This window comes from Maritalea mobilis (assembly GCF_019800885.1).
Classification (GTDB): domain Bacteria; phylum Pseudomonadota; class Alphaproteobacteria; order Rhodobacterales; family Rhodobacteraceae; genus Roseibacterium; species Roseibacterium beibuensis.
Genome location: NZ_JAHVKE010000001.1, coordinates 146,182 through 169,579, shown reverse-complemented (window position 1 = coordinate 169,579; position 23,398 = coordinate 146,182). Strand labels below are relative to the sequence as shown.

General features: G+C 66.3%; 22 protein-coding genes. 13 read left to right on the top strand and 9 right to left on the bottom strand.

Annotated elements, in window-relative coordinates; genetic code table 11:
* Positions 1-129 precede the first annotated feature (129 nt).
* The 3 genes from KUV65_RS00850 (at position 130) to KUV65_RS00840 (ending at position 3,976) form a co-directional block, all read left to right on the top strand.
* Positions 130-1,314 carry a phosphoglycerate kinase gene (locus tag KUV65_RS00850; protein ID WP_222186976.1) on the top strand — a complete coding sequence of 395 codons (1,185 nt, stop codon included), beginning with the start codon at positions 130-132 and terminating at the stop codon, positions 1,312-1,314.
* A 63-nt stretch (positions 1,315-1,377) separates the two neighbouring features.
* Positions 1,378-2,985, top strand: coding sequence for a hypothetical protein (locus KUV65_RS00845; RefSeq protein ID WP_222186975.1), 1,608 nt, complete (start codon positions 1,378-1,380; stop codon positions 2,983-2,985).
* A gap of 100 nt (positions 2,986-3,085) precedes the next feature.
* Entirely contained in the window at positions 3,086-3,976 is an 891-nt protein-coding gene (locus tag KUV65_RS00840; RefSeq protein ID WP_261331557.1) for a fructose bisphosphate aldolase, read from the top strand.
* Between the two features lie 68 nt (positions 3,977-4,044).
* Here KUV65_RS00840 and KUV65_RS00835 read toward each other — a convergent pair whose 3' ends face one another.
* Together KUV65_RS00835 and KUV65_RS00830 are read right to left on the bottom strand one after the other, a co-directional pair.
* Positions 4,045-4,527 (bottom strand): bacterioferritin, encoded by a 483-nt coding sequence (locus KUV65_RS00835; protein ID WP_222186974.1) that lies wholly within the window; start codon positions 4,525-4,527, stop codon positions 4,045-4,047.
* A gap of 87 nt (positions 4,528-4,614) precedes the next feature.
* A complete protein-coding gene (locus KUV65_RS00830) occupies positions 4,615-4,752 on the bottom strand; it encodes a hypothetical protein (RefSeq protein ID WP_222186973.1) in 138 nt (45 codons plus the stop codon).
* Positions 4,753-4,891: 139 nt separating this feature from the next.
* Between KUV65_RS00830 and KUV65_RS00825 the strand changes: the two genes are divergently transcribed.
* From KUV65_RS00825 to KUV65_RS00805, 5 genes are all read left to right on the top strand, one after another.
* Complete coding sequence (locus KUV65_RS00825; RefSeq protein WP_222186972.1) at positions 4,892-5,182, top strand: FtsB family cell division protein; 291 nt, start codon at positions 4,892-4,894, stop codon at positions 5,180-5,182.
* A gap of 163 nt (positions 5,183-5,345) precedes the next feature.
* A complete protein-coding gene (gene pdhA / locus KUV65_RS00820) occupies positions 5,346-6,368 on the top strand; it encodes a pyruvate dehydrogenase (acetyl-transferring) E1 component subunit alpha (protein WP_222186971.1) in 1,023 nt (340 codons plus the stop codon).
* 18 nt (positions 6,369-6,386) lie between these two features.
* On the top strand, positions 6,387-7,772 hold the full coding sequence (locus KUV65_RS00815) for a pyruvate dehydrogenase complex E1 component subunit beta (RefSeq protein WP_222186970.1): 1,386 nt from the start codon (positions 6,387-6,389) through the stop codon (positions 7,770-7,772).
* A 12-nt stretch (positions 7,773-7,784) separates the two neighbouring features.
* The gene (locus KUV65_RS00810) at positions 7,785-9,143 is read left to right on the top strand and encodes a pyruvate dehydrogenase complex dihydrolipoamide acetyltransferase (RefSeq protein ID WP_222186969.1); all 1,359 of its coding nucleotides are present in this window, start codon (positions 7,785-7,787) and stop codon (positions 9,141-9,143) included.
* A 59-nt stretch (positions 9,144-9,202) separates the two neighbouring features.
* A complete protein-coding gene (locus KUV65_RS00805) occupies positions 9,203-9,541 on the top strand; it encodes a carboxymuconolactone decarboxylase family protein (protein WP_222186968.1) in 339 nt (112 codons plus the stop codon).
* 190 nt (positions 9,542-9,731) lie between these two features.
* Here the strand turns inward: KUV65_RS00805 and KUV65_RS00800 are convergent, their stop codons facing one another.
* The gene (locus tag KUV65_RS00800; RefSeq protein WP_222186967.1) at positions 9,732-10,325 is read right to left on the bottom strand and encodes a pseudouridine synthase; all 594 of its coding nucleotides are present in this window, start codon (positions 10,323-10,325) and stop codon (positions 9,732-9,734) included.
* Between the two features lie 80 nt (positions 10,326-10,405).
* On the opposite strand from KUV65_RS00800, the gene KUV65_RS00795 reads away from it, so the two are divergent.
* The gene (locus tag KUV65_RS00795) at positions 10,406-10,642 is read left to right on the top strand and encodes a DUF2798 domain-containing protein (RefSeq protein ID WP_222186966.1); all 237 of its coding nucleotides are present in this window, start codon (positions 10,406-10,408) and stop codon (positions 10,640-10,642) included.
* Positions 10,643-10,719: 77 nt separating this feature from the next.
* Here KUV65_RS00795 and polA read toward each other — a convergent pair whose 3' ends face one another.
* Positions 10,720-13,533, bottom strand: a complete 2,814-nt coding sequence (gene polA / locus KUV65_RS00790; protein ID WP_222186965.1) for a DNA polymerase I — start codon at positions 13,531-13,533, stop codon at positions 10,720-10,722.
* Between the two features lie 85 nt (positions 13,534-13,618).
* The gene (locus KUV65_RS00785; RefSeq protein ID WP_222186964.1) at positions 13,619-13,822 is read right to left on the bottom strand and encodes a zinc-finger domain-containing protein; all 204 of its coding nucleotides are present in this window, start codon (positions 13,820-13,822) and stop codon (positions 13,619-13,621) included.
* Positions 13,823-13,926: 104 nt separating this feature from the next.
* Between KUV65_RS00785 and KUV65_RS00780 the strand changes: the two genes are divergently transcribed.
* Complete coding sequence (locus tag KUV65_RS00780; protein ID WP_222186962.1) at positions 13,927-14,874, top strand: ABC transporter ATP-binding protein; 948 nt, start codon at positions 13,927-13,929, stop codon at positions 14,872-14,874.
* Between the two features lie 145 nt (positions 14,875-15,019).
* On the opposite strand, the gene KUV65_RS00775 is transcribed toward KUV65_RS00780, so the two are convergent.
* Positions 15,020-15,403 carry a histidine triad nucleotide-binding protein gene (locus tag KUV65_RS00775; protein WP_222186961.1) on the bottom strand — a complete coding sequence of 128 codons (384 nt, stop codon included), beginning with the start codon at positions 15,401-15,403 and terminating at the stop codon, positions 15,020-15,022.
* Between the two features lie 13 nt (positions 15,404-15,416).
* Complete coding sequence (locus KUV65_RS00770; protein ID WP_222186959.1) at positions 15,417-16,991, bottom strand: DUF5928 domain-containing protein; 1,575 nt, start codon at positions 16,989-16,991, stop codon at positions 15,417-15,419.
* Positions 16,992-17,164: 173 nt separating this feature from the next.
* Here KUV65_RS00770 and KUV65_RS00765 point away from each other — a divergent pair, with 173 nt between their 5' ends.
* The 3 genes from KUV65_RS00765 (at position 17,165) to KUV65_RS00755 (ending at position 20,158) form a co-directional block, all read left to right on the top strand.
* Positions 17,165-17,962: a sulfotransferase family protein gene (locus tag KUV65_RS00765; protein ID WP_222186958.1), complete on the top strand. Its 798-nt coding sequence runs from the start codon at positions 17,165-17,167 to the stop codon at positions 17,960-17,962.
* A gap of 152 nt (positions 17,963-18,114) precedes the next feature.
* The gene (locus KUV65_RS00760; RefSeq protein WP_222186956.1) at positions 18,115-19,365 is read left to right on the top strand and encodes a tetratricopeptide repeat protein; all 1,251 of its coding nucleotides are present in this window, start codon (positions 18,115-18,117) and stop codon (positions 19,363-19,365) included.
* Position 19,366: 1 nt separating this feature from the next.
* Entirely contained in the window at positions 19,367-20,158 is a 792-nt protein-coding gene (locus tag KUV65_RS00755; protein ID WP_222186955.1) for a FecR family protein, read from the top strand.
* Positions 20,159-20,214: 56 nt separating this feature from the next.
* On the opposite strand, the gene KUV65_RS00750 is transcribed toward KUV65_RS00755, so the two are convergent.
* Together KUV65_RS00750 and KUV65_RS00745 are read right to left on the bottom strand one after the other, a co-directional pair.
* Entirely contained in the window at positions 20,215-22,419 is a 2,205-nt protein-coding gene (locus KUV65_RS00750; RefSeq protein WP_222186954.1) for a CHASE2 domain-containing protein, read from the bottom strand.
* A gap of 136 nt (positions 22,420-22,555) precedes the next feature.
* Positions 22,556-23,302: a Crp/Fnr family transcriptional regulator gene (locus tag KUV65_RS00745; protein WP_222186953.1), complete on the bottom strand. Its 747-nt coding sequence runs from the start codon at positions 23,300-23,302 to the stop codon at positions 22,556-22,558.
* Between the last annotated feature and the right edge of the window lie 96 nt (positions 23,303-23,398).

The following is a 23,398-nucleotide window of genomic DNA, read 5'->3' as shown; positions in this document are numbered from 1 at the left end:
CGACCCGACCTTGCAAACGCGCGTCCCGCCCACCGGGGCGCGCGTTTTTCACTGCGTGATAGCGCAAACCCGCCTGACCTTCGGAGCAAGTCGCGCTATCACACCGGCAACGCCAAACCGGAGACGATCTTGATGAGCTGGAAAACCCTCGACGACATGGAACTTGCGGGCCGCCTCGTGCTGACCCGGGTGGATATCAACGTGCCGGTCGAGAACGGCGAGGTGACGGACGCCACGCGGATCGAGCGGATCGTGCCCACCGTCCACGACATCCTCGCGGCAGGCGGCAGCCCCGTGCTGCTGGCCCATTTCGGCCGCCCCAAGGGCAAGGTGGTGCCCGAGATGTCGTTGCGCCCGCTGGTGCCCGCGCTGGAAAAGGCGTTCGGCCACCCCGTCAGTTTCATCGAGAGGCCGACGCGCGGCGCGCTCGAGTCGCTGCCCGAGGGGGCGATCGCGCTGATCGAGAACACCCGCTTCGCGCCGGGCGAAGAAAAGAACGATCCGGAAATGGCGAAATTCCTCGCCTCCCTGGGCGACGTCTATTGCAACGACGCCTTCTCGGCGGCGCACCGGGCGCATGCTTCGACCGAGGGGGTCGCGCATCTGCTGCCCTCCTGCGCAGGGCGGTTGATGGAGGCCGAGTTGAAGGCGCTGGAGGCCGCCCTCGGCGCGCCGAAGCGGCCCGTTCTGGCCGTGGTCGGCGGGGCCAAGGTCTCGACCAAGCTCGATCTTCTGGCCAACCTGATTTCCAAGGTCGACATGCTGGTGATCGGCGGCGGTATGGCCAATACCTTCCTCGCGGCGCAAGGCCTCGATGTGGGCAAATCGCTGTGTGAACACGACCTCGCAGAGACCGCGCGCGAGATCATGGCCAAGGCGCAGGACACCGGCTGCGAGATCTACCTGCCCTCCGACGTGGTCGTGGCCGAGGAATTCCGCGCCCATGCGCCCAACACCGTGGTTGCCGACACCGCCGTTCCGTCCGATTGCATGATCCTCGATGCCGGGCCAGATAGCGTGGAGCGTATCCTTGGCGCCATCGACCGGGCCGAGACGCTGATCTGGAACGGCCCGCTCGGCGCCTTCGAGATCGCGCCGTTCGACGCTGCTACCAACGCCGCCGCGGCCCATGCTGCTGCGCGCACCGAGGCGGGCGAACTGGTGTCGGTCGCGGGCGGTGGCGACACGGTCGCGGCGCTGAACAAATCCGGCGCGGCGGAACGCTTCACCTATATCTCGACCGCGGGCGGGGCCTTCCTCGAATGGATGGAGGGCAAGACGCTTCCGGGCGTCGCCGCGCTCGAGCAAGGTTAAGGCAGACGCATCCCCGAATCGCGCTACGCTAGGGCCGGTCCTGTTCCAAGGGAGGCCCCATTCATGTTGTCCGTATTTCGATCCCTGCCCCGCGCCGCGTTGATCGCGGCCGGGCTGGCGCTGCCCCTGCCCGCCGTCGCGCAAGAGGGCGACCCGCGCCCCGGTTTCGCGGAAATCCTCGCCCCCGACCGGCTGGCGGGGATTCTGGCCAATTTCGGCATCGCCGCGCTGCGCACCCAGATGGAGGTGGAATACCAGCACCTCTCGACCGACATCCTGCGCGGACAGGTCAGCCTGTCGGGCGTCACGCTGCGCCCGCACCTGCCCTATGACCGCGCGCGGCTCTGCGAGATCACGCTGGACCGGGTGACGCTCTCGGCCAGCCCCTTTGCGGCCGTCAGCGACATCTCGGCGGCGCGCATCGGCGCGGTGGGGGCGGCGGCGACGCTGGCCTGCCTGCCAAGCGACACGGCGATGCCCCTGCGCACGATGGGCCTTGGCCAGCTGGCCTTCGACCGGGTCGGCGTGGACGTCGAATACGTCACCCCGACGGGCGAAATGCTGATCGACGCGACGATGGCGCTGAACGGCGTCGGCGTGCTCGACCTGTCGGCGGCGGGCACCATCCTGCCCCGCCCCGGTGAGAACGGCATGCCCGGTGACCCGGCCATCCGGCTGACCCGCGCCGTGCTGAGCTTCCAGGATCGCGGCGGCTGGGACGCGGCGGGGGCCATCATGCCCCCTGCCCTGCGCCAGCCCGACGCGGTGGTGCAACTGGGCACCGAGGGGCTGATCGACGTACTGACCGAGGGCGGAACCCAGGCCATCGGCGCGGCGGAACGCGACTTCGTCGATGACCTGATGGCCGAGGTTGCGCGGTTCATGCAGGACCCGGGTGAACTCACGCTGGAGGCGGACCTGCCGGCGGGCGGGCTGACGATCGAGCCCGAGGCCTATGAAAAACCCGCGCGGCTGATCTCGCTGCTTGCGCTCGACGCGCGCAGTGCGCCGTCCGCCCGCTCCGCCCTGATCGACACCGCCCTTCTGTCCCGGCTGGGGGCCGAGGACCTGAGCGACGAGGAGCGCCTGACGCTGGGGGCGGCGTTGCTGTCCGGCGAAGGCGTGCCGCGCGCGCCCTCCCGTGCGCTGGACGTGCTGGCGCCGCTGGTGGCGTCCGGCGACCCGGCCTATGCCGAGGCGACATTGCTCTCGGCCCGCGCCATGGCCGACCGCGACCCGGTTCAGGCCTACGCGCTGGCCCTTCAGGCCTCGGGGGCGCCCGGCGTCGTCAGCCTGCTCGACGGGCTGGAGGCGCGGTTGACCACGCCCGAGGTGCTGGACCTGCAGGAGGGCAATGGCTGGACCGCCGAGACGCTGGCGGCGAACCTGCCCGAGGGGGGCGACCCGCGCGCCCTGCGGGATCTATCGGTTGCCTTCTTCACCGGCATGGACCGGCCCCGCAACTACGCCAACGCCTACCTCCTGGCGATCCTGGCCGAGGCGGCAGGCGATGTCGGCGCACCGCAGCTTCTGACCGAGATCACCGGCCGGTTCGAGGCCCGCGGCCCCGAGGTGCGGGCCGCCTGGGCCGCGCTTTCCTCTGACATCGAGGCGATCGCGCTATCCGCGTGGATCGAGGGCGATCTGGCAGGCCGATACCGCGTCGAATGACAAATCCGGCGCATGTTTGCGCCACCATGATTTACAGGCCATCGGCCCCGGCTTAGACCCGGGGGCGATCCCTTATCAACGACCAAGGAGTGCATGACAGATGGCCAGCGACGCGATGAAAGAACAGATGAAAACCGGTCAGGGCTTCATCGCCGCGCTTGACCAGTCGGGCGGCTCCACCCCCAAGGCGCTGCGGCTCTATGGCATCGAGGAAGACGCCTATTCCTCGGAAGACGAGATGTTCGACCTGATCCACGAGATGCGCGCGCGGATCGCAACGGCCCCCGCCTTCAACGGCGAGAAGGTCATCGGCGCGATCCTGTTCGAGATGACGATGGATCGCGAGATCGGCGGCATGCCCTCGGCCACCTATCTGTGGAAAGAGCGCGGCGTCGTCCCCTTCCTCAAGATCGACAAGGGGCTGGAGGACGAGGCCGATGGCGTGCGCCGGATGAAGCCGATCCCCGGCCTTGACGCGCTGCTCGACCGCGCCGTCGCCGCCGGCATCTTCGGCACCAAGGAACGCTCGGTCATCGATGCGGCCAACGCCAAGGGCATCGCCGACGTGGTGGCGCAGCAGTTCAAGCTGGGCGCCGAGGTGCTGGCCAAGGGCCTGGTGCCGATCATCGAACCCGAGGTGACGATCTCGATCCCCGACAAGGAGGCCGCCGAGGAGATCCTGCTGGCCGAGATCCAGAAGAACCTCGACAGCGTGCCGGACGGCCAGCAGGTGATGCTGAAGCTGACCCTGCCGACCCGGGCCAACCTCTACGCCCCGCTGATCGCACATCCCAAGGTGCTGCGTGTCGTGGCGCTGTCGGGCGGCTATGCCCGCGACGAGGCGAACGCGAAACTGGCCGAGAACACCGGCATGATCGCCAGCTTCAGCCGCGCCCTGACCGAAGGCCTTTCCGCGCAACAGTCCGACGAGAAGTTCAACGCCACCCTGTCCGACGCCATCGACGCGATCCACGCCGCCTCGATCACCTGAGGCGACGCCTGCGCGCAACGAAAAAGGCCGGGGCATGCCCCGGCCTTTCTGCACTCGGTCACGGCGTGTCAGCCCTCGGCATCGCCCGAGAAATAGGTCTGGATGAAGGTCGGCTCGCCCATCCGCTCCAGCAGGTCGAGTTGCTGGTCCAGCCAGCCCCAATGCCCTTCCTCGTCCATGACGATGGACTCGAACAGCATCCGGCTGCCGATATCGTTCGCCTCGAACGCCTCCTTCGCGGATTTCGAGTAGAACTCGATCGCCTCTTCCTCGTCCTTGCGGTCGGCCTCGAACATCTCTTTCAGGCTGTTGGCCTTCACCGGCTCGGCCGCGGGCACGACACGCGGCGTCCCGCCGAGATAGATGATCCGCTCGATGAACTTGCCGGCATGGCCCAGCTCTTCCTGCATCTCTTCGCGCATCTTCGCGGCCAGCTTGTCGAGGCCCCAATCCTCGAGCACATGCGCATGCAGCAGGTATTGCTGCGACGCGGTCAGTTCCATCGAAAGCGCCTGTTGCAGGGAGGCTATGCTGGATTGGTTGCGGGGCATGAGAAATCTCCTTTTGCGAAGTCGCGCCTGTCGTCTGCCTCAGACGTAAGGATTGGCTGACAGGCTGCAAGGGGGCGAATTGCCCGCTCAGTCACCGTCTCCCAGCCGGGAAATCAGGGGCGCCGGGTCGATCCCCGGCCGGCTGCCCGCGACAGGGCCGACGTCGCCCCGCGCGGGCGGCTGGTTCGTCACGCCATGTCCGGTCAGGTCGGTCCTCGCGTCCATGCGCGTCCCCCCCCTTGTCGCCTCAGGATCGCCGCGCGGTCACGGCCGCGTCAGGGGGGATTCCCATTTGATTCGGAATGTGCGATTCTCTGTCCCGAGCCACCCGACAGAGGCGGCCATCCGAGGCAGAAAGAAACCGATGCTGCGTTCCATCTCACCCACAGGGCTGATCCTGCCCGTGCTTCTGATCGTGGGGGCGTATTTCACCTTCACCGCGGTGCAGGGGAACCACGGGCTGTTTCGCCGTATCCAGATCGAAGCCGAGGTGGACCGCCTGTCGCTGGAGCTTGCCCGGCTGGAGGCCGAGACCGAGCGGATGGAAATCCTGACCCGGCGGCTGTCGGACGATTACCTCGATCTCGACCTGCTGGACGAGCGCGTGCGCGCCGTTCTGGGCTACGCTAGGCCTGACGAGCTGATCCTGCCCTGACCGTCCGGCCCCGCGCCTGACCTTGCGTCATTCGTCTGGCGCATGGCGGCCCTGCGTCGCTTTCGCGCCGTTGCGTCACCATGGGGGGTGCAATCGCGCGCGGCCTTTGCTAAGGATAGTTCAACGTTAAACTATTCCCGCCCAGAGGGAGGAGCCGAGGCCCATGGCGACCCGGAAAACAGCCGCAAAATCAACGTCAAAACCCAATGTCTCGGCCGATGAGCTCAAGACCTATTACCGCGAGATGCTGCTGATCCGGCGATTCGAGGAAAAGGCCGGCCAGCTTTACGGCATGGGCCTGATCGGGGGCTTCTGCCACCTCTATATCGGGCAGGAGGCCGTCGTGGTCGGGCTCGAAGCCGCGGCAGAGGACGGCGACAAGCGCGTCACCTCCTATCGCGACCACGGGCACATGCTGGCCTGCGGCATGGACCCCAAGGGCGTCATGGCCGAGTTGACAGGCCGCGAGGGCGGCTATTCCAAGGGCAAGGGCGGCTCGATGCACATGTTCTCGAAAGAGAAGCATTTCTACGGCGGCCATGGCATCGTCGGCGCACAGGTGCCGATCGGCGCCGGCCTCGCCTTCTCGGACATGTACAAGGGCAATGACCGCGTGACCTTCGCCTATTTCGGCGACGGCGCGGCCAACCAGGGCCAGGTGGCCGAGACCTACAACATGGCCGAGCTTTGGGACCTGCCGGTCATCTTCGTGATCGAGAACAACCAGTACGCCATGGGCACCTCGACCGCCCGCGCCTCGAAATCCCCCAACCTCTGGAAGCGGGGCGAGGCCTACGGTATCCAGGGCGAGGAAGTCGATGGCATGGACGTGCTGGCCGTGAAGGCCGCCGGCGAAAAGGCCGTCGCCCACTGCCGCGCAGGCAAGGGCCCCTACATCCTCGAAGTGAAGACCTACCGCTACCGCGGCCACTCCATGTCGGACCCGGCCAAGTACCGGACCCGCGAGGAGGTGCAGGAAATGCGCGAGAAGCGCGACGCCATCGAACATGTGCGCCAGCTTCTCTTGCAGGGCGATCACGCGACCGAAGACGACCTCAAGGCGATCGACAAAGAGATCAAGGAGATCGTCAACGAATCCGCCGAATTCTCGAAAGAAAGCCCCGAGCCCGCGCTCGAGGAGCTTTGGACCGACATCTACGCCGACGCGGCGCCGCAGAACGCCTGAGCGGGGGAGAACAAAAAGATGGCAACCGAAATCCTGATGCCCGCGCTGTCGCCGACCATGGAGGAAGGCACGCTCGCCAAATGGCTGGTGAAAGAGGGCGATACCGTTTCCGCCGGTGACATTCTTGCGGAAATCGAAACCGACAAGGCCACGATGGAATTCGAGGCCGTGGACGAGGGCGTGATCGGCAAGATCCTCGTCCCAGAGGGGACCGAAGGCGTGAAGGTCAACACCGCCATCGCCATCATCGGCGAAGAGGGTGAGGACATAAGCGACGCCTCTGCCGCCCCGGCCCAGAGCACCGCCGTGCCCACCGCGCTGGAAGGCGAGGAAGGCAAGCTGGCCGCCTCGTCGCCCGCGACCCCGGCGCAGGCTGCCGCGCCCATGGCCGACACCAGCCCCGATTGGCCGGCAGATGCCGAGATGAAAAAGCAGACCGTGCGCGAGGCGCTGCGCGATGCCATGGCCGAAGAGATGCGTCGCGACGACACCGTCTTCGTCATGGGCGAGGAAGTGGCCGAGTACCAGGGCGCCTACAAGGTGACCCAGGGCCTGCTGGACGAGTTCGGATCGAAGCGCGTCATCGACACGCCGATCACCGAGCACGGCTTCGCCGGTCTCGGCGTCGGCGCGGCCTTTGGCGGCCTGCGTCCCATCGTCGAGTTCATGACCTTCAACTTCGCCATGCAGGCGATCGACCAGATCATCAACTCGGCGGCCAAAACGCTCTACATGTCCGGCGGCCAGATGGGCGCGCCCATGGTGTTCCGCGGCCCCAACGGCGCCGCCGCGCGCGTCGGCGCCCAGCACAGCCAGGATTACGCCGCGTGGTATTCCCACATCCCCGGCCTCAAGGTGGTGCAGCCCTATTCCGCCGCCGACGCCAAGGGCCTGCTGAAAACCGCGATCCGCGACCCCAACCCGGTCATCTTCCTCGAAAACGAGATCCTCTACGGACGCTCCTTCGACGTGCCGCAGGTCGATGACCTGACCATCCCCTTCGGCAAGGCGCGCATCTGGCGCGAGGGGTCCGACGTGACCATCGTCAGCTTCGGCATCGGCATGACCTATGCGCTCGAAGCTGCCGACCAACTGGCCAAGGACGGGATCGAGGCCGAGGTGATCGACCTGCGCACCCTGCGCCCCATCGACTATGACACGGTCATCGCCTCGGTGATGAAGACCAACCGCTGCGTCACCGTCGAAGAGGGCTTCCCGGTCTGCTCCATCGGCAACCACATCGCGGCCTACGTGATGCAGAATGCCTTCGACTACCTCGATGCGCCGGTTCTGAACTGCACGGGCAAGGACGTGCCCATGCCCTATGCCGCGAACCTCGAAAAGCACGCCCTGACCTCGGTTCCCGAGGTGATCGAGGCCGTGCGCGCCGTGACCTATCGCTGAGGAGAGCCGGACATGCCCACAGAGATCCTGATGCCCGCCCTCTCCCCCACGATGGAGGAAGGCACGCTTGCCAAATGGCTGGTGAAAGAGGGGGACACCGTGTCCGCCGGCGATATCCTGGCCGAGATCGAAACCGACAAGGCCACGATGGAATTCGAGGCCGTGGACGAAGGCACCATTGGCAAGATCCTTGTCGCCGAAGGCAGCGAAGGGGTGAAGGTCAACAGCCCCATCGCCGTTCTTCTGGAAGAAGGTGAAAGCGCCGACGACATTGGCGATGCCGATGCCGCCGCGCCGTCAGCGCCGCAGGCGTCTGACGCGGGCAAGAAGGCGGCCGCCACCGGCGGCTCCGACGCGCCCGCCGCCCCCGCTCCTGCCGCAGCCGCCGCCACCCCGGCGCCCGCCGCGTCCACGGGCGGCGACGGGACCCGCATCTTCGCTTCGCCGCTGGCGCGCCGCATCGCCGCCGACAAGGGGCTCGACCTCGCCCAGATCAAGGGCTCCGGCCCGCGCGGCCGCATCGTCAAGGCCGATGTCGAGAACGCCCAAGCCGGCGCCGCCCCCGCCCCGGCACAAGCCGCCGCGTCCGAGGCCCCGGCTGCTGCCGCATCGAAACCCGCCGCTGCGGCGATGCCCACCGGCCCCGATGCCGCGCAGGTCATCAAGATGTACGAGGGCCGCGACTACGAAGAGGTCAAGCTCGACGGGATGCGCCGCACGGTCGCCTCGCGCCTGACCGAAGCCAAGCAGACCATCCCGCATTTTTACCTGCGCCGCGACATCAAGCTCGACGCGCTGCTCAAGTTCCGCAGCCAGCTCAACAAGCAGCTGGAAGCGCGCGGCGTGAAGCTGTCGGTCAACGACTTCATCATCAAGGCCTGTGCCCTGGCCCTGCAAGCCGTTCCGGCGGCCAATGCCGTCTGGGCCGGTGACCGGATGCTGAAGCTCAAGCCCTCGGATGTCGCCGTGGCCGTGGCGGTCGATGGCGGCCTCTTCACCCCGGTCCTGAAAGATGCCGAGATGAAATCGCTCTCGGCGCTTTCGGCCGAGATGAAGGATCTCGCCACCCGTGCCCGCGACCGCAAGCTGGCGCCCCATGAATATGTCGGCGGCTCCTTCGCGATCTCGAACCTCGGCATGTTCGGCGTCGACAATTTCGACGCGGTCATCAACCCGCCGCATGGCGCGATCCTCGCCGTCGGCGCGGGCGTGAAGAAACCCGTCGTGGGCGCGGATGGCGAACTGGCCGTGGCCACCGTCATGTCCGTGACCCTCTCGGTCGATCACCGGGTCATCGACGGCGCGCTCGGGGCGGAACTTTTGCAACAAATCGTGGACAACCTCGAGAACCCCATGGTCATGTTGGCCTGAGGGCGGGGTCATGCTGGCCCCCTCCTGACCAACCCGGAACCATGAGGGGGTGCAGACCCATGAACTGGAACGATGTCGTGGCCGAGGGCCAGGTTCACATCGAGGATTACTGCGGCAAGCAGGAAGAGGCCGCGAACGGGTTTTTCGCGTTGCACGAGGCGACGCTGAAACCCGGCGCGCTCGACACCAAGCACAAGGAACTGATGGCGCTGGCCATCGGGATCGCCAAGCAATGTGTCGATTGCATCGGCTTTCACACCAAGGCCGCGAAAGAGGCCGGGGCCAGCCGGGCCGAGATCGAGGAAACCGTTTCGGTCTGCGTCATGATGGGCGGCGGACCGTCGCTGATGTACGGCACCAAGGCGCTGGAAGCCTACGACCAGATGGACGGCGTATAAGGCCCCCGCCCCGCCGTGCCAGATTGTTCAAAATGCAGGGCTGATTTGCACACGCGTGGGTTGACAGTAAGGGCCGATCCGGGGCCATATATCGTCTCGGATACAACGGTATACGCGGCCCTGCCGGAGGAGACAGGGACGCGACCGGAAGGGGCAGAGCCGCACCAGGCCTGCCCCTTCTTCAATTCTTCTACATGATCTTGTCCGGCGTCACGTCGCGCCATGCGCCGGGGGCCAGCCCCTCCAGCGTGATGTCGCCCACCGACCAGCGGACCAGGCGCAGCACCGGCAGGCCGACATGCGCACACATACGCCGCACTTGCCGATTCTTTCCCTCGGTGATGGTCAGGCGCAGCCACGCATCGGGCACGGATTTGCGGAACCGCACCGGCGGGTCGCGCGGCCAGAGCCATGCGGGCTCGACCACCTGCTCGACCAACGCGGGGCGGGTCAACCCGTCCTTCAACTCGACCCCCGCGCGCAGGGCCTCCAGCGCCGCGTCGTCCGGCACGCCCTCGACCATCGCGAAATAGGTCTTGGGCGTGCGGGATCTGGGCGAGGTGATCCGCGCCTGCAACTTGCCGTCATTGGTCAGCAGCAGCAGCCCCTCGCTGTCACGATCAAGCCGGCCCGCCGGGTACATCCCCGGCATATCCAGATGCGCCGACAGGCCCGGCCAATGCCCATCGCCCGTGAACTGGCTCAGCACGTCCATCGGCTTGTTGAAGGCGACAAGACGCGTTGGCCCGGACGGGCGGCGCGGACGGGGACGCGGGCGGCTCATGCACAGGCCCCTGTGCAGGCTTGCTGATTGACGCCGCCAATCAGTTCGCGCATTTGCAGCCGAACACCAAAGGAGCCCCCATGATCCCCCATCGCTATGCCCATATCCTGTTCTCGTTCATCCTGTCCGGCCTGATGTCGGCCATCGTATCGGCCATCGCGACCTTCCGCACCGTCGGCCTCCCGGCCGATTTCCCATCGATCTGGTTCGGGTCCTGGCTGACCTCCTGGGCCATCGCCTTTCCCGCCGTCCTGATCGTGGCCCCCATCGCGCGGCGTCTCGTGGCGCTGCTGACGACCAGCCCGCAGCAGGGCTGAGGCGCATCGACCAAACCGCACCCCGCGTATGTACGGGGTGTGTACGCCTTGTGCACAGGGTGTGACATGGGCCGCGCCTAGTGCGCCTCGGCCCAGTTCGCCCCCTGCCCCGCATCGACGACCAGCGGCACGTCGAGATGGACCGCCGGGTGCGCCGCCCCCTCCATCACCTCGCGGGCGCGGTCGATCAGGGTGTCCACGGCCCCCTCGTCCACCTCGAAGATCAGTTCGTCATGCACCTGCAGCAGCATGGTCGCGGGCAGATCCGCGATGGCGTCGTCCATCCGGATCATGGCGCGGCGGATGATGTCGGCGGCCGTCCCCTGGATCGGCGCGTTGATCGCGGCCCGCGCGGCAAAACCGGCGGTCGGCCCCTTGGCCCCGATCTCGGGCGTGTTGATCTTCCGGCCAAAGAGCGTCTGCACGAACTTGTGCTCCTTCGCGAAGCTCTTGGTCGCGTCCATGTAATCCTTGATGCCGGGGAAGCGTTCGAAATACCGGTCGATGAAGCCCTGCGCCTCGGCCCGCGGGATGCGCAGGTTGCGCGCAAGGCCGAAGCCCGAGATCCCGTAGATCACGCCGAAATTGATCGCCTTGGCCTGCCGCCGCACGTCCGGCGTCATCTCGTCCAGCGGCACGCCGAACATCTCGGACGCGGTCGCGGCGTGAATGTCCTGCCCCTCGCGGAAGGCCTGTTTCAGCGCGTCGATCCCGGCGATATGGGCGAGAATCCGCAGCTCGATCTGCGAATAGTCGAGCGAGACCAGCACCTTGCCCGGCTCGGCGACAAAGGCCTCGCGGATGCGGCGCCCTTCCTCGGAGCGCACGGGAATATTCTGCAGGTTCGGATCGGTCGAGGCCAGCCGCCCCGTATTCGCCCCAGCGATCGAGTAGGAGGTATGCACCCGCCCCGTCTCGGGGTTGATGTGGTCCTGCAACGCGTCGGTATAGGTCGATTTCAGCTTGGACAGCTGCCGCCAGTCCAGCACCCGCGCGGGCAGGTCATGCTCGGTCGCCAGGTCCTCCAGCACATCGGCCGGGGTGGAATACTTGCCGGTCTTGCCCTTCTTGCCACCCTCGAGGCCCATCTTCTCGAACAGGATCTCGCCCAGTTGCGCGGGCGAGCCGACGTTGAACCGTTCGCCCGCTAGCTCGTGGATCTCGTCCTCCAGCGCGGCCATCTTCTGCGAGAAGGCGTTGGACATGCGCGACAGCGTGTCGCGGTCCACCTTGATGCCAGACCGTTCCATCCGCGCCAGAACCGGCACAAGCGGACGTTCCAGCGTCTCGTACACGGTCGTCACGTGCGTGCGGTGCAGTTGCGGCTTGAACAGCAGGCCAAGGCGCAGCGTCACGTCCGCATCCTCGGCGGCATAGGGCGCGGCCTTGTCGATCTCGACGCGGTCAAAGGTGATGGCCGACTTGCCCGAGCCGATCAGGTCCTTGATCGGGATGCAATGATGCGACAGGTAGCGCTCGGCCAGCGTGTCCATCCCGTGCCCATGCAGCCCTGCGTTCATCGCGTAGGACATCAGCATCGTGTCGTCGATGGGCGCGACGTCGATGCCGTAGCGCGCCAGCACCTTGACGTCATACTTGGCGTTCTGCGCCAGTTTCACCACCGCGTCGTTCTCCAACAGCGGCTTGAGCATCTCCAGCGCCTGGTCGAGGTCCATCTGCCCCTCGGCCAGCGCGTCGTCCGAGAAAAGGTCCCCGCCCGCCCCGCCGCCGCGATGCTGCAAGGGGATGTAGCAGGCCTTCCCCGGCTCCACGGCCAGCGAGACACCCACCAGCTCCGCCCGCATCTCGTTGAGCGACGTGGTTTCCGTGTCGAACGCCACCGTGCCGCGCGCATGGGCGGCGTCGATCCATTTCTGCAACGCCTCGGCGTCGCGGACGATCTCGTAGCCCTCGGGCTTGATCGGCGGGAACTCCGGCGCGCGCTCGGCCTCTTCGCCCGAGGCCGCCCCGCCGGGATCGGTGTCGGGGATGGTCGGCGGCTCGACGCCCATCTCCTCGGCGATGCGGCGGGTCAGCGTGCGGAACTCCATCTGCGACAGGAACTCCAACAGCTTGTCCGCCTCGGGTTCGCGCACCTCCAGATCATCGAGGGTCTCGTCCAGCGGCACCTGGTCATCCAGCGTAACCAGCTTCTTGGACAGCTCGATCTGGTCGCGCTTCTCGATCAGGGTCTGGCGGCGCTTGGGCTGCTTGATCTGCTCGGCGCTGTCGAGCAGCGTTTCCAGATCGCCGTATTCATTGATCAAAAGCGCGGCGGTCTTGATCCCGATCCCCGGCGCGCCGGGGATGTTGTCCACGCTGTCACCGGCCAAGGCCTGCACGTCGATCACACGGTCGGGGCCCACGCCGAACTTGGCCTCGACCCCCTCGGCATCGATGCGGGTGTTCTTCATCGCGTCGAACATCTCGACCCCGCCGCCCACCAGCTGCATCAGGTCCTTGTCCGACGAGATGATGGTCACGCGTCCGCCCGCCTCGCGCGCCTGGCGGGCCAGCGTGGCGATGATGTCATCGGCCTCGAACCCCTCCAACTCGATACAGGCGAGGTTGAAGGCCCGCGTCGCCTCGCGCGTCAGCGGGATCTGCGGACGCAGATCCTCGGGCATGGCGTCGCGATTGGCCTTGTATTGATCATAGAGGTCATTGCGAAACGTATGACTGCCCTTGTCGAAGATCACAGCGGCATGGGTCGGCGCATCGGGGCCGGTATTGGCCTCGATCATCTTGTGGATCATGTTGCAAAAGCCCGAGACCGCCCCGATGGGCAGCCCGTCGGATTTCCGCGTCAGCGGCGGCAGCGCGTGATAGGCCCGAAAGATAAAGGCCGACCCGTCCACCAGGTGCAGGTGATGTCCCTTGCCAAATGCCATGATCCCTCCGCGCGCGCCTCTTGCCCCGGTGTCCAAACGTCAGGGCGCGCCCCGCAACCGGGAAGGACCAGCGCCCCGGAAGGTGTCAGGCCTTTTGCCCGTCCTCGCCCAGCACCTTGTCGGCAAAATCGGCATGGACGAACAGCTTGTCGCAATAGCCGCACTCGACAAAGCCCTCGTCGCGATCCAGCGACAGCCAGACACGCGGGTGTCCCAGCGCGCCTTCGCCGCCGTCGCAGGATACGCGCCAGGCGTTCACGATCTCGGTTTCGGGGGCTTTGGGGGTCATGCTCGGTCGTCCTCCTGCTTGTCCCACGCGGGACCGCGCCTTAAGTCGCCACTCGGTATCGCAGCTTGCACGCGGCCCGACAAGGCCCGGAAAGGACCAACCGCATGACCGACACGCCAACCCGGAACGCCATCGAGATCCGCGGCCTGAAAAAGACCTACGCCGCCTCGGGCCGCGCGCCTGCGAAGGACGCGCTCAAGGGCGTCGACCTCGACGTGCCAGCGGGGTCCATCTTCGGCCTGCTGGGGCCGAACGGGGCGGGAAAATCGACGCTGATCAACATCATGGCGGGTCTGGTTCTGAAATCCTCGGGCACGGTGAAGATCTGGGGCTTCGACCAGGACGTGAACCCACGCCAGTCGCGCGCCGCCATCGGGGTCATGCCGCAGGAGTTGAACCTCGACCCGTTCTTCACCCCGCGCGCCGCGCTCGAAGTGCAGGCAGGCCTCTACGGCGTGCCGAAATCCGAGCGCCGCTCGGACGAAATTCTGGAACTCGTCGGCCTCGAGGACAAGGCCGAGGCCTATGCCCGCACGCTCTCGGGCGGCATGCGCCGCCGGCTCCTCCTCGGCAAGGCGCTGGTCCATGCGCCGCAGATCCTCGTCCTCGACGAACCCACCGCCGGCGTCGATATCGAGCTGCGCCAGATGCTCTGGCAGAATGTCCGCCGCCTCAACGAGACGGGCATGACCATCATCCTGACGACCCATTACCTGGAAGAAGCCGAGGAGATGTGCGACGAGATCGCCATCATCAACCACGGCGAAGTGATCGCGCGCGACCGAACCGAAGACCTGCTGGCCCGGATGGACCGCAAGACGCTGCTGATCTGGCCCGAGGGCGATCCGGGCGAGATCGCCCTGCCCGGGGGCGTCACGCTGGAGCGCCGCCGCGACGGCGCGCTCGCCTTCTCCTACCGCACGACCGACACCAAACCGGGCGCCATTCTCGACGCGCTGCGCGCCACCGGCGCCTCGATCCGCGACATCCGCACCGAGGATCCTGACCTCGAAGATGTCTTCGTGGCCCTGACCTCCAACCGCGCGGCCTGAAAACAGACCCGACCGCCCCTTCATCTTGGCTGAAAAACTCCGGGGTCCGGGGCAGCGCCCCGGAACCTGAGCCGTCCCGACCAGGGACGGCGAGGCAAGGACAACGCGGCGTCAGCCGCTCCTTTTCCCTGACGGGCGCGCGGCCTCAGCTTGCGCGGGCCAGCATCCGTCCCAGCGGGCGACCGGCCAGGATATGCAGGTGGTAATGCGGCACCTCCTGCACACCGTCGACGCCCGCGTTCGAGATCACCCGGAACCCGTCGCCGCCCGCGCCCGGGCAGATCCCCTTCTCGGCGCAGATGCGCGCCACGGTGCGGTGGAAATCCACGATCTCCGCCTCCGAGGCTTCGGCGCAGAAATGATCGAAGGTGACATAGGCCCCTTTCGGGATCACCAACACATGCACCGGCGCCTGCGGGGCGATGTCGTTGAAGGCCAGCGTGTGCTCGGTCTCCATCACCGTGTCATTCGGGATCTCGCCACGCAGGATTTTCGCAAAGATGTTCTGATCGTCATAGGCATAGGCCATCGGGGCGCCTCCTTCAGTCGGCAAAGAGATAAGGGGTTTCGGCCAGCGCAAGGCCGGTCTCGGCATCTATGTTGAACACATCCGACAACACGGCGGCATTCGCCTTGGCATCGCGGTCCTCGCGCACGCGCCAGTGGTCGCTGAACTCGGCCTCGCGGATGCGGATGGATTCGTATTGGAACTCGTGGCGCAGCGTCGGCAGCATGCGCTGGATCACGTCCGAGGGCGTATCGTCGGTGGCCAGCCCGACGCGGCGCGCATGGCCCACGAGGTACTGGTCATCGAAGGTGCATTGCAGCTCCAGCAAGCGTGTCGAGGCCCGGTCGGTCATGAAATCGCGCATCAGGTCGATATTCGCCGGGTCGAGGCAGATCATCAGCCGGTCCGTCTCGTAATAGTCGAAAAGCATGCGCATCAGGGCGCGGCGGTGGCGGTTGCGCTTTTCCAACGTGCGTTCGATTCCGCCCAGATGCGGCACCGGGCAGGAGGCCTCGTCGAACAGGTACTCCACCCCCGAGATCCCCACACGGTCCTCGGCGGCATGCAGCATGCGCTTGGCCACGTGCCATTTCTTGCACACGATCATCACCAGCTCGCGGTCCGGCCCGAGCGTGCTTTCCCGTTCCCAGAACCGCGTGCCAAAGCGACGGCCGATCCGCCCGCGCCCGGTCAGGAAGGCATGCAGCCTCGGCCCCTCGTCGCTGACCGCGAAATCCGTGCGGCCCGATTCCCACAACATCCCGAGACGCTCTTTCAGATGCGTCGCCTCGGGGCTGATCTTGCGGGCAAACAGGTAATTCTGGCTGACCAGCAGGTCATACTGGTCGTTGTAGAACGAGACCGGCATGCCGTAATCCGAGAACATCTTGAAGGTCAGCGTGCGGCTTTCGATCTCGCGCTCGGGCACGAGGTGGCGCACCAGGGTCTGGAAAAAGGTCTCGTCCGGAATCCAGGTCGTGCGGAAGAACCGCACCACGTCGCGCCGGGCCTTGCAGAATTCCAGAACCGCCTCGATCGTGCGCCGGCGCAGGCACCACCACTGGCTGCCGATCATCACCTGGATGTCGCGCGGGATGCGCCGTTCGAGGCCCAGTCGCTTCTGGATCTCGAACATGGTGTAGAAGCGCCATTTCTGCCTGCGCTCGTTGAACCAGTGCCGATAGACGAGCCGTTCGCGCTTGAACCCCGTCTTGATCCAGTCCGAATTGAAGAAATCGAAGCTTTCGATATAGTCGCGGTCGGCCGCGTCGAGAAAGCGATGGGCATAGGCCGCCGATTTCACCGACCCGCAATCGCCCGACAGCATGTAGAAATGGCTGGCGCGGGGAAAGGCCTCGACCGCCGCCTCGACCGCGTTCAGCGTGGCCTGCACAAGGCTCCACTCCCCCCAGCCGCACTTGATGCGCTTGGCGAAGGTGACGTTCTTGTTGTCCGACAGCGCCGCGGTGATCTGCGCAAACGCCTCGGCCTTGGCGCGTGCGTCGAAGTGGATCGACACGAAATCCCCCGTGGCCGTCAGCCGCTCGGCCTGACGAATGATCGACGGGGCGTCCTTGTGGCAAAGCAAAATGAAGGCGATTTTTGCCATTTCGGAAACGGTTAGCCTCAAACTTTCCTTATTGTTGTGCCATTACTAGCCGACGAAGATTGATAAAACACGACTTCTTTGCTTTTTTCGGGCACGCATCCTTGGCGGGATAACGACCCCGCCCAAAAGCGACAAGATACGAGGCACACAGAATGGGTTTTCCGGGCACCTGGATGACAACGAGCGAGAGCGTCGTCTATCGCGTCGTTCCCAAATGCGCCTGCTCGACCATCGGGCAAATCATGTATTTCACGGACAACGGCGCATTCTTCGACGGGGACATCCACGATGCCACCGAGGGGATGCACAAATGGGCCTTCGACGACAGCCAGCCGATCATCACACGGAACGTGAAGGCGCATGACTCCTTTGCCTTCACCTGCGTGCGCAATCCCTACACGCGCATCCTGTCGTCCTTTTTCGACAAGATCTGCGGTATCCAGCGCAATGGCCGCCGCTACCGTGGCAACCTCGTGCCGCTCCTGATCCAGAAATACGGGATCGAGGTGGGCGGCGACGACGGTAAGGGCGAGTTCGACCAGATCGCAAGCTTCCGCCGCTTCCTTCTGTTCGCCCGCGATACGATCCGCTGGCGCAAGCCGATGGACCCGGACATCCACTGGTCGGCCATGTCGGGGCATGTCGGCACCTTCGTGGCCAATGGCGGCAGGTACGACCACATCTTCTGGACGGAGAAGTTCAACGACGGCATGCAGACCGTGCTCGACAATATCGAGATGGCGTATCCGGTCGACCTCAAGGACGTGCCGCGCTTCAACGAAAGCGAAGGCCACGGGCCGAAACGCGCCCACCCGGTCGAGGAGTATTTCGACGATCTGTCGATGCACCTCGTCTACGAGATCTACAAACGCGATTTCGAGCTTTTCAAATACGACTTCGAGAATCCCGCGAACAAGATGCCCGTGGGAGAGATCGACCTCGACGAGGTGCACGCCAAGCTCGGCGATTGAGCCGCGCGCCCGCGCTGCCCCTCTACCGTTGCGTCAATGCCGCATTGCCGCGCCAAGCTGCCCCGGCGGACCAGCCCGGCGTTGCAATGCGCAGCGGCGCGGGCCTAGCTTGTCGGAATTGATTTCTTCTCGTTATTGGCAAGGGGCTCGGAATGTCCAATCCCACCAAGGCCGCCGCGCTCAGGGGAACCGTCGCCGCACTGGCCTGCGCCGCTGCCGTCGCGCTGACGTCTGCGCCGGCCACGGCCCAGACCACCAGCCTCGCCGCCCAACGCGACGCTGTCTTCGCACGAATGCTGGCCGATCCGGCGAACCGCGACCTGATGCGGGACTATGCGCGCCTTTCCGTCGAGATGCGCGAGTTCGAGGCCGCGGTCGCCACGCTGGAGCGCTTGGTCGATCTCGAACCGACCAACTCCGCGGCGCGCATGGAACTGGGCATCGCGTATTTCTCGCTCGGAAATTACGACCTCGCCGAATATCACCTTGCCGCAGCGCAGGCTGGCGGGGCGCTGACGCCCGCGCAAAGCGCGCAGGTCGCGCGCTACCGCGCGGAAAGCGCCGCCCGGGATGAGCCAAGCACATGGTCGGGCCATGTCGCGCTTGGCTATGCGTGGAACGACCAGGATTTCGGCGAGAACGAAGGGTTCTTCGGCACCGCCAGCCTCGATTGGCGGCTGGACCTCGGCGGTCCCTTCGTGGCGCAATGGGTGACCGAGGCCGAGTTGGCGACCTACGAGCCCGAAGCCGACGATTTCTTCTTCTCCGCCCTGTCACGCCAGGAGTTGCGCATCCGCACCGGCCCCGAGTTCCGCCTGACCGGCGACACCTACGGCCCGCGCCTGCAACCCTATTTCGAGCTTGGCGCGATCCGTTTCCCGGACGCATCGTTCCAGGATGAAGACCGCTTCATCGTCGGTGTCGCGTACCAGAACCCGCACAACGAGGTATGGACCACCTTTGCAGACCTGTCCTATGGCGAAGCGGAACTGATCGAGAGCGGCGGCGAATACACATTCCACGACCTCGAATTCGGCGTCGTCTACCGCCCGTCTCGCGACACGCGACTTCGCATGACACTGTCAGCCGGTGGCGAGGACTGGGATTTCGTCGATATTTCGACCACCGGCGCCCGGCTGGAAGCGCAGCACGAGTTCGACGCGCCATTCGATCTTTCCAGACGCTGGGTGGTCGGAAGTTTCCTGGACGTCGACTGGATCGACTCCGAGTTCAGCTTTAACGATTCCACCCGAATCATGACGGGTCTGATGGTGCGCACATTCTTCACCGATGCGCTCTACCTTGAAACCAGCGCCACGCACGGGATCACGGTCTTTGACACACCGTTCCTCGACGATGCCGAAGAAACCGTCGTCTCGATGATGGTCGGGTGGGAGTTCTGAGATGAGCATCTTCACACGCCTCACCCGCCCCGCCCTGACCGCAGCTTTCGCCGCTTCGCTGGCGCTTCCCGCAGTGGCGCAACAGATCGGCACGGTTGCCTCCTCCGAACCGACGCTGCGCGGCACGCCGCCGGGCGCCGCGACCCGCACCCTGGCGCTCGGCAGCGGCCTTGTCGCCGACGAGACGGTCCAGAGTTCCGCCACCGGGCGTGGCCAGCTTCTGTTCGCGGATCAATCCACCCTGTCGCTGGCACCCAATACGACCATCGTGCTGGACCGGTTCGTGTTCGACCCCATCCAGGGCGCGGGCGAGATGGGGCTGCAACTGACCGAAGGCGCGCTGCGTTTCATCGGCGGCGCGCTCAGCCGCGAGGAGCCCGCCACCATCGTCACGCCGTCGGCCACCATCGGCGTGCGCGGATCGTCGGTTCTCGTCTTCGCATCGGGGGGGACAACCTATGCCGTGTTCATCGCCGGCGAGCGCCTGTGCCTTGCCACCGCCTCGGGCGGGACGAGTTGCACCAGCCGTCAAGGCGGCGTTCTCGGGACCGAAGGATATCTTGGCGAGGTCGCGCCCGAGTTCCTGGCCTTCCTCCTGCAACTGATCGACGGCGCGCCGCGTGGTGGCAGCGGGTCGCCACTGGGAAGCGGCGTGAACGATCCCAACCCGTCCGACCGTGGCCCCGTTTCCACGGGGGGCGAGGAGTTCGACCTCGAGATCTTCGACGATGATTTCGACATCGACGTGATCATGGAATTCTTCGAAGGCGGCGGCTACTTCCTCGAAGGCTGATCGCCGGACCCGACCCAAGGAAAGCAACGCCCGCCATCCGGCGGGCGTTCGTCGTTTCAGCGTTTCGCCGTGGCCACCGCCTCGCCCGCCCAATCGGCTGGCGGCGGCGCGCGGTAGAACCCCTCGATCCGGTCGAGGTAGAGCCGCGCCAGCAGGGTCGTGTCGCAGAACGCGACCTGCATTTCGGCCAGCGCGGCAAAGCTTTCCTCGGCCCGCGCCCAGTTGCGCGCCAGGTAATCGCCGCGCGCCTCCTGCAGCGTGCGGGCAAAGGCCTCCACCTCCGCCGACCCGGCCGGCAGGATGGTCGAGACCTCGACCGCATTGGCGAACCCCTTGACCGCGATCAGGTCGAGCGGGATGGCCACCAGCCCCGCGGCCGCCCCCTGCCTTGCCGCCGCCGCCGTATCCGGCCCGACGCAAGCGGCCACCCCGTATTGCCGGGTCAACCCCTCCAGCCGCGCGGCCAACGTCACGCTGTCCCCGATGCAGGTATAGGAAAGCCGGTCGCGCGAACCCATCAGCCCGACCGAGGCGGGGCCGGTATTCACCCCGATCCCCACCGACACGGGCGGCAACCCCTCGGCGTGCAACACCGCGTTCGCCTCGGCAGCGGCCTCCTCCACGGCGAAGATCGCGCCAAGCGCCGCCTCGGCGTGATCCTCGCGCGCGATGGGGGCGTTCCAGAAGGCCATGACCGCGTCGCCCATGAACTTGTCGATGGTCGCGCCGCGATCGACCAGCGCCTCGGCGACGGCTGACAGGTAGGTGTTGACCAGCGTCACGACGCGGGCGGGGTCCATGCCCTCGGTCACGGTCGAGAAGCCGCGCATGTCCACGAACATCACCGACAGGTCGCGCTCGGCGCCTTCCGGGGTCAGGGCCGCCTCGGGGTTGGCCTCGATCCGGCCGATCAGTTCGGGCGGCAGGAAATAGGCAAAGCGGCTGCGGATCGTGCGCCGCGCCCGCTCCTTCGCCATGAAGCCCAGGGTCGTGCCCGGCACGTAGACAGCCGCCGCCGTCAGGACCGGCAAGACCGGGTTGAACAGGTAGCCCGCCGAAAACGCCCAAAGCCCTCCAAGGATCGCCGCCGCCGCCAGCCCCATCGCCGCGAACAGCCCCGCCACCGGGTGTTCGCGCAATTGCAGCAGCGTCAGCGCCGCGCCGATCAGCACGATCACCACGATCTCAAGGCCGAACATCCAGTCGGGCCGCGTCAGGAACCGGCCCGACACGATCTGTTCGATGATCTCGGCATGAAGGGTCACCCCGGCAATCTGCCCGTCCAGCGGCGTGGTGCGGATGTCGAACAACCCCTGCGCCGAGGAGCCGACCAGCACGATCCGCCCCGCCAGCCGCGCCTGCAAATCCGGGTCCAGCCCCTCCGCCTCCAACAGCTCGGCGGCGGGGGTCACGCGTTCGGCCTGACGCCCGGCGAAATGGATGCGGAACCGGCCATCGGCCTCGACCGGGTAGATCAAGGCCCCGGTCCGCATCTCGGTCGCGGCCACCGTGCCGCCCGACACCTCGCCCGAAGCCTCGGTCGTACGCAGGATATGACCGCCCGCGCCTTGCGCGACCCGCAGGAGTTCCGCCGAAAGCGAGGGGATGAGCGCCTCGCCCACCCGCGTGACCATCGGCACGCTGCGGGTGATCCCGTCCTCGTTGCGCCCAAGGCTGACCATGCCGAGCCCGGTCGCGGCCTCGGTCAGCGCGGGCAGGTTCTCGACCGCCGCCGGATAGCTGGCCAGCCCCGGCGGCACCTCGCCCGTCACGGCGACCCCGGCCTTGGCGGCAGGCAGCCCCCCGTCCACCGCGCCCGCGATGGAGAGGACCACCGGACGCCCCGCGATGGCCGCGGCAAAGCGGTCGTCATGCGGCGCAAGACCGAGGTCTGGCAGGATCGGCGGAATACCCTCGGCAAACCGGCCCCAGCTTTCGGCGATCCGCTCGGGCGAGGTGCGGTCCGGTTCGGGGAACAGCACGTCGAACCCGACCGCCGCCGCGCCATGCTCGAACAGCCGGTCGGTCAGCGCGGCCATGTAGCTGCGCGGCCAGGGCCATTGTCCGTAGAGGTCGAGGGCGGCCTCGTCGATATCCACGATATGAACCGGGGCCTGCGGATCATAGGCGCGCGGGCTGGCACGCTGGTAGCCGTCGAACACCGCGTCGCGCGCGCGGTCGAGGATCAGGGGCGACACGGCGGCCAGAAGCAGCATCAACGCCGTCAGGCCAAGCCCGAGAAGAAGGGTCGCGCGCCTCATGGCGGGGACGCGCCCGTGGCAAGACATTCCTCGGATCGCGGCACGCGCGGGCCCTCTCGACTACCTGTACTGGTCTGGATCGTCGTCGATTTTCGGAACGCGCGCAATTGCTGCGCGCCCCACAGGCTTGCGCTGATCAACTCGTGCCGGCTTGGCTTTCGGGATCGATCGCCGGAATGGTGTCATGCGTGGGGCCCTGTCCGACCACCGAGCGGGTCTGTGACGCGCGATCCATAGGCACGCTGTCGGCGACCTTGCGCGCCAATTCCTGCCCGAACAGCGCCACCATCGCGTTGTTCAGCGCGGGTTTGCGGGCCATCATCGCCTTCAGTGGCTCGATCGGCAGGCGAATGACGGTTCCGCCCTCGGGCAAACGCACATCGGCCGAGGACGGGTTACCGGTCAGGAACGCGATCTCGCCCACGAAGGCCGGGCCGCCGATGGGAAAGCTCCGGCCCTGTTTGGAGATCTCGATCCGGTCGGAGAAGACCAGCATCAGGTTCTCGACCGGCTTGCCCTCCAGCGCCAGCGGCGTGTCACGCCCCACGGTCTCGCGCTCCATGATCCTGGCGATGCGGCGGAACTGCCCCGGTGTCAGCGTCGGGAAATGCCGCAACAGCGCCCGGTCTTCGGCGCTCATGCGCCAAGTCGTGCGCTCGATCAGGATCAGCAGGATCAGGATCACGTTGACGGTGACAAGCGACAGGTTGGCCAGCACCGATTGCAGGATCGGCTCGGGTCGCAGCGCGTAGAACAGGACATCGCAGCAGATCCCCGTCGCGACAAGGATACGCAGCACCAGCTCGTCGCGCACCGCGAAACCCGCGATCTTGAGCATGAGGCCACAGCCAAGGATAGCCGTCAGGTAAAAGGGATCGGTCATGAAATGGTGAAAGGCGCTCGAAAAAATGCAAAACGGGGTGGCGGTCCTGCGACCGCCTGCACCTTGTTAGCGAAGCGCGCCCCGTCCGGAAAGGGT

Excerpts from the sequence above, each read along its gene's own strand:
- polA (WP_222186965.1), bottom strand. The coding sequence starts at position 13,533 with ATGGCATTTGGCAAGGGACATCACCTGCACCTGGTGGACGGGTCGGCC.
- KUV65_RS00835 (WP_222186974.1), bottom strand. The coding sequence starts at position 4,527 with ATGCCCCGCAACCAATCCAGCATAGCCTCCCTGCAACAGGCGCTTTCG.
- KUV65_RS00845 (WP_222186975.1), top strand. The coding sequence starts at position 1,378 with ATGTTGTCCGTATTTCGATCCCTGCCCCGCGCCGCGTTGATCGCGGCC.
- KUV65_RS00765 (WP_222186958.1), top strand. The coding sequence starts at position 17,165 with ATGACAACGAGCGAGAGCGTCGTCTATCGCGTCGTTCCCAAATGCGCC.
- KUV65_RS00830 (WP_222186973.1), bottom strand. The coding sequence starts at position 4,752 with ATGGACGCGAGGACCGACCTGACCGGACATGGCGTGACGAACCAGCCG.
- KUV65_RS00775 (WP_222186961.1), bottom strand. The coding sequence starts at position 15,403 with ATGGCCTATGCCTATGACGATCAGAACATCTTTGCGAAAATCCTGCGT.
- KUV65_RS00805 (WP_222186968.1), top strand. The coding sequence starts at position 9,203 with ATGAACTGGAACGATGTCGTGGCCGAGGGCCAGGTTCACATCGAGGAT.
- KUV65_RS00755 (WP_222186955.1), top strand. The coding sequence starts at position 19,367 with ATGAGCATCTTCACACGCCTCACCCGCCCCGCCCTGACCGCAGCTTTC.
- KUV65_RS00800 (WP_222186967.1), bottom strand. The coding sequence starts at position 10,325 with ATGAGCCGCCCGCGTCCCCGTCCGCGCCGCCCGTCCGGGCCAACGCGT.
- KUV65_RS00750 (WP_222186954.1), bottom strand. The coding sequence starts at position 22,419 with ATGAGGCGCGCGACCCTTCTTCTCGGGCTTGGCCTGACGGCGTTGATG.
- KUV65_RS00745 (WP_222186953.1), bottom strand. The coding sequence starts at position 23,302 with ATGACCGATCCCTTTTACCTGACGGCTATCCTTGGCTGTGGCCTCATG.
- KUV65_RS00780 (WP_222186962.1), top strand. The coding sequence starts at position 13,927 with ATGACCGACACGCCAACCCGGAACGCCATCGAGATCCGCGGCCTGAAA.
- KUV65_RS00770 (WP_222186959.1), bottom strand. The coding sequence starts at position 16,991 with ATGGCAAAAATCGCCTTCATTTTGCTTTGCCACAAGGACGCCCCGTCG.
- KUV65_RS00795 (WP_222186966.1), top strand. The coding sequence starts at position 10,406 with ATGATCCCCCATCGCTATGCCCATATCCTGTTCTCGTTCATCCTGTCC.
- KUV65_RS00815 (WP_222186970.1), top strand. The coding sequence starts at position 6,387 with ATGGCAACCGAAATCCTGATGCCCGCGCTGTCGCCGACCATGGAGGAA.
- KUV65_RS00825 (WP_222186972.1), top strand. The coding sequence starts at position 4,892 with ATGCTGCGTTCCATCTCACCCACAGGGCTGATCCTGCCCGTGCTTCTG.
- KUV65_RS00810 (WP_222186969.1), top strand. The coding sequence starts at position 7,785 with ATGCCCACAGAGATCCTGATGCCCGCCCTCTCCCCCACGATGGAGGAA.
- KUV65_RS00760 (WP_222186956.1), top strand. The coding sequence starts at position 18,115 with ATGTCCAATCCCACCAAGGCCGCCGCGCTCAGGGGAACCGTCGCCGCA.
- KUV65_RS00840 (WP_261331557.1), top strand. The coding sequence starts at position 3,086 with ATGGCCAGCGACGCGATGAAAGAACAGATGAAAACCGGTCAGGGCTTC.
- pdhA (WP_222186971.1), top strand. The coding sequence starts at position 5,346 with ATGGCGACCCGGAAAACAGCCGCAAAATCAACGTCAAAACCCAATGTC.
- KUV65_RS00785 (WP_222186964.1), bottom strand. The coding sequence starts at position 13,822 with ATGACCCCCAAAGCCCCCGAAACCGAGATCGTGAACGCCTGGCGCGTA.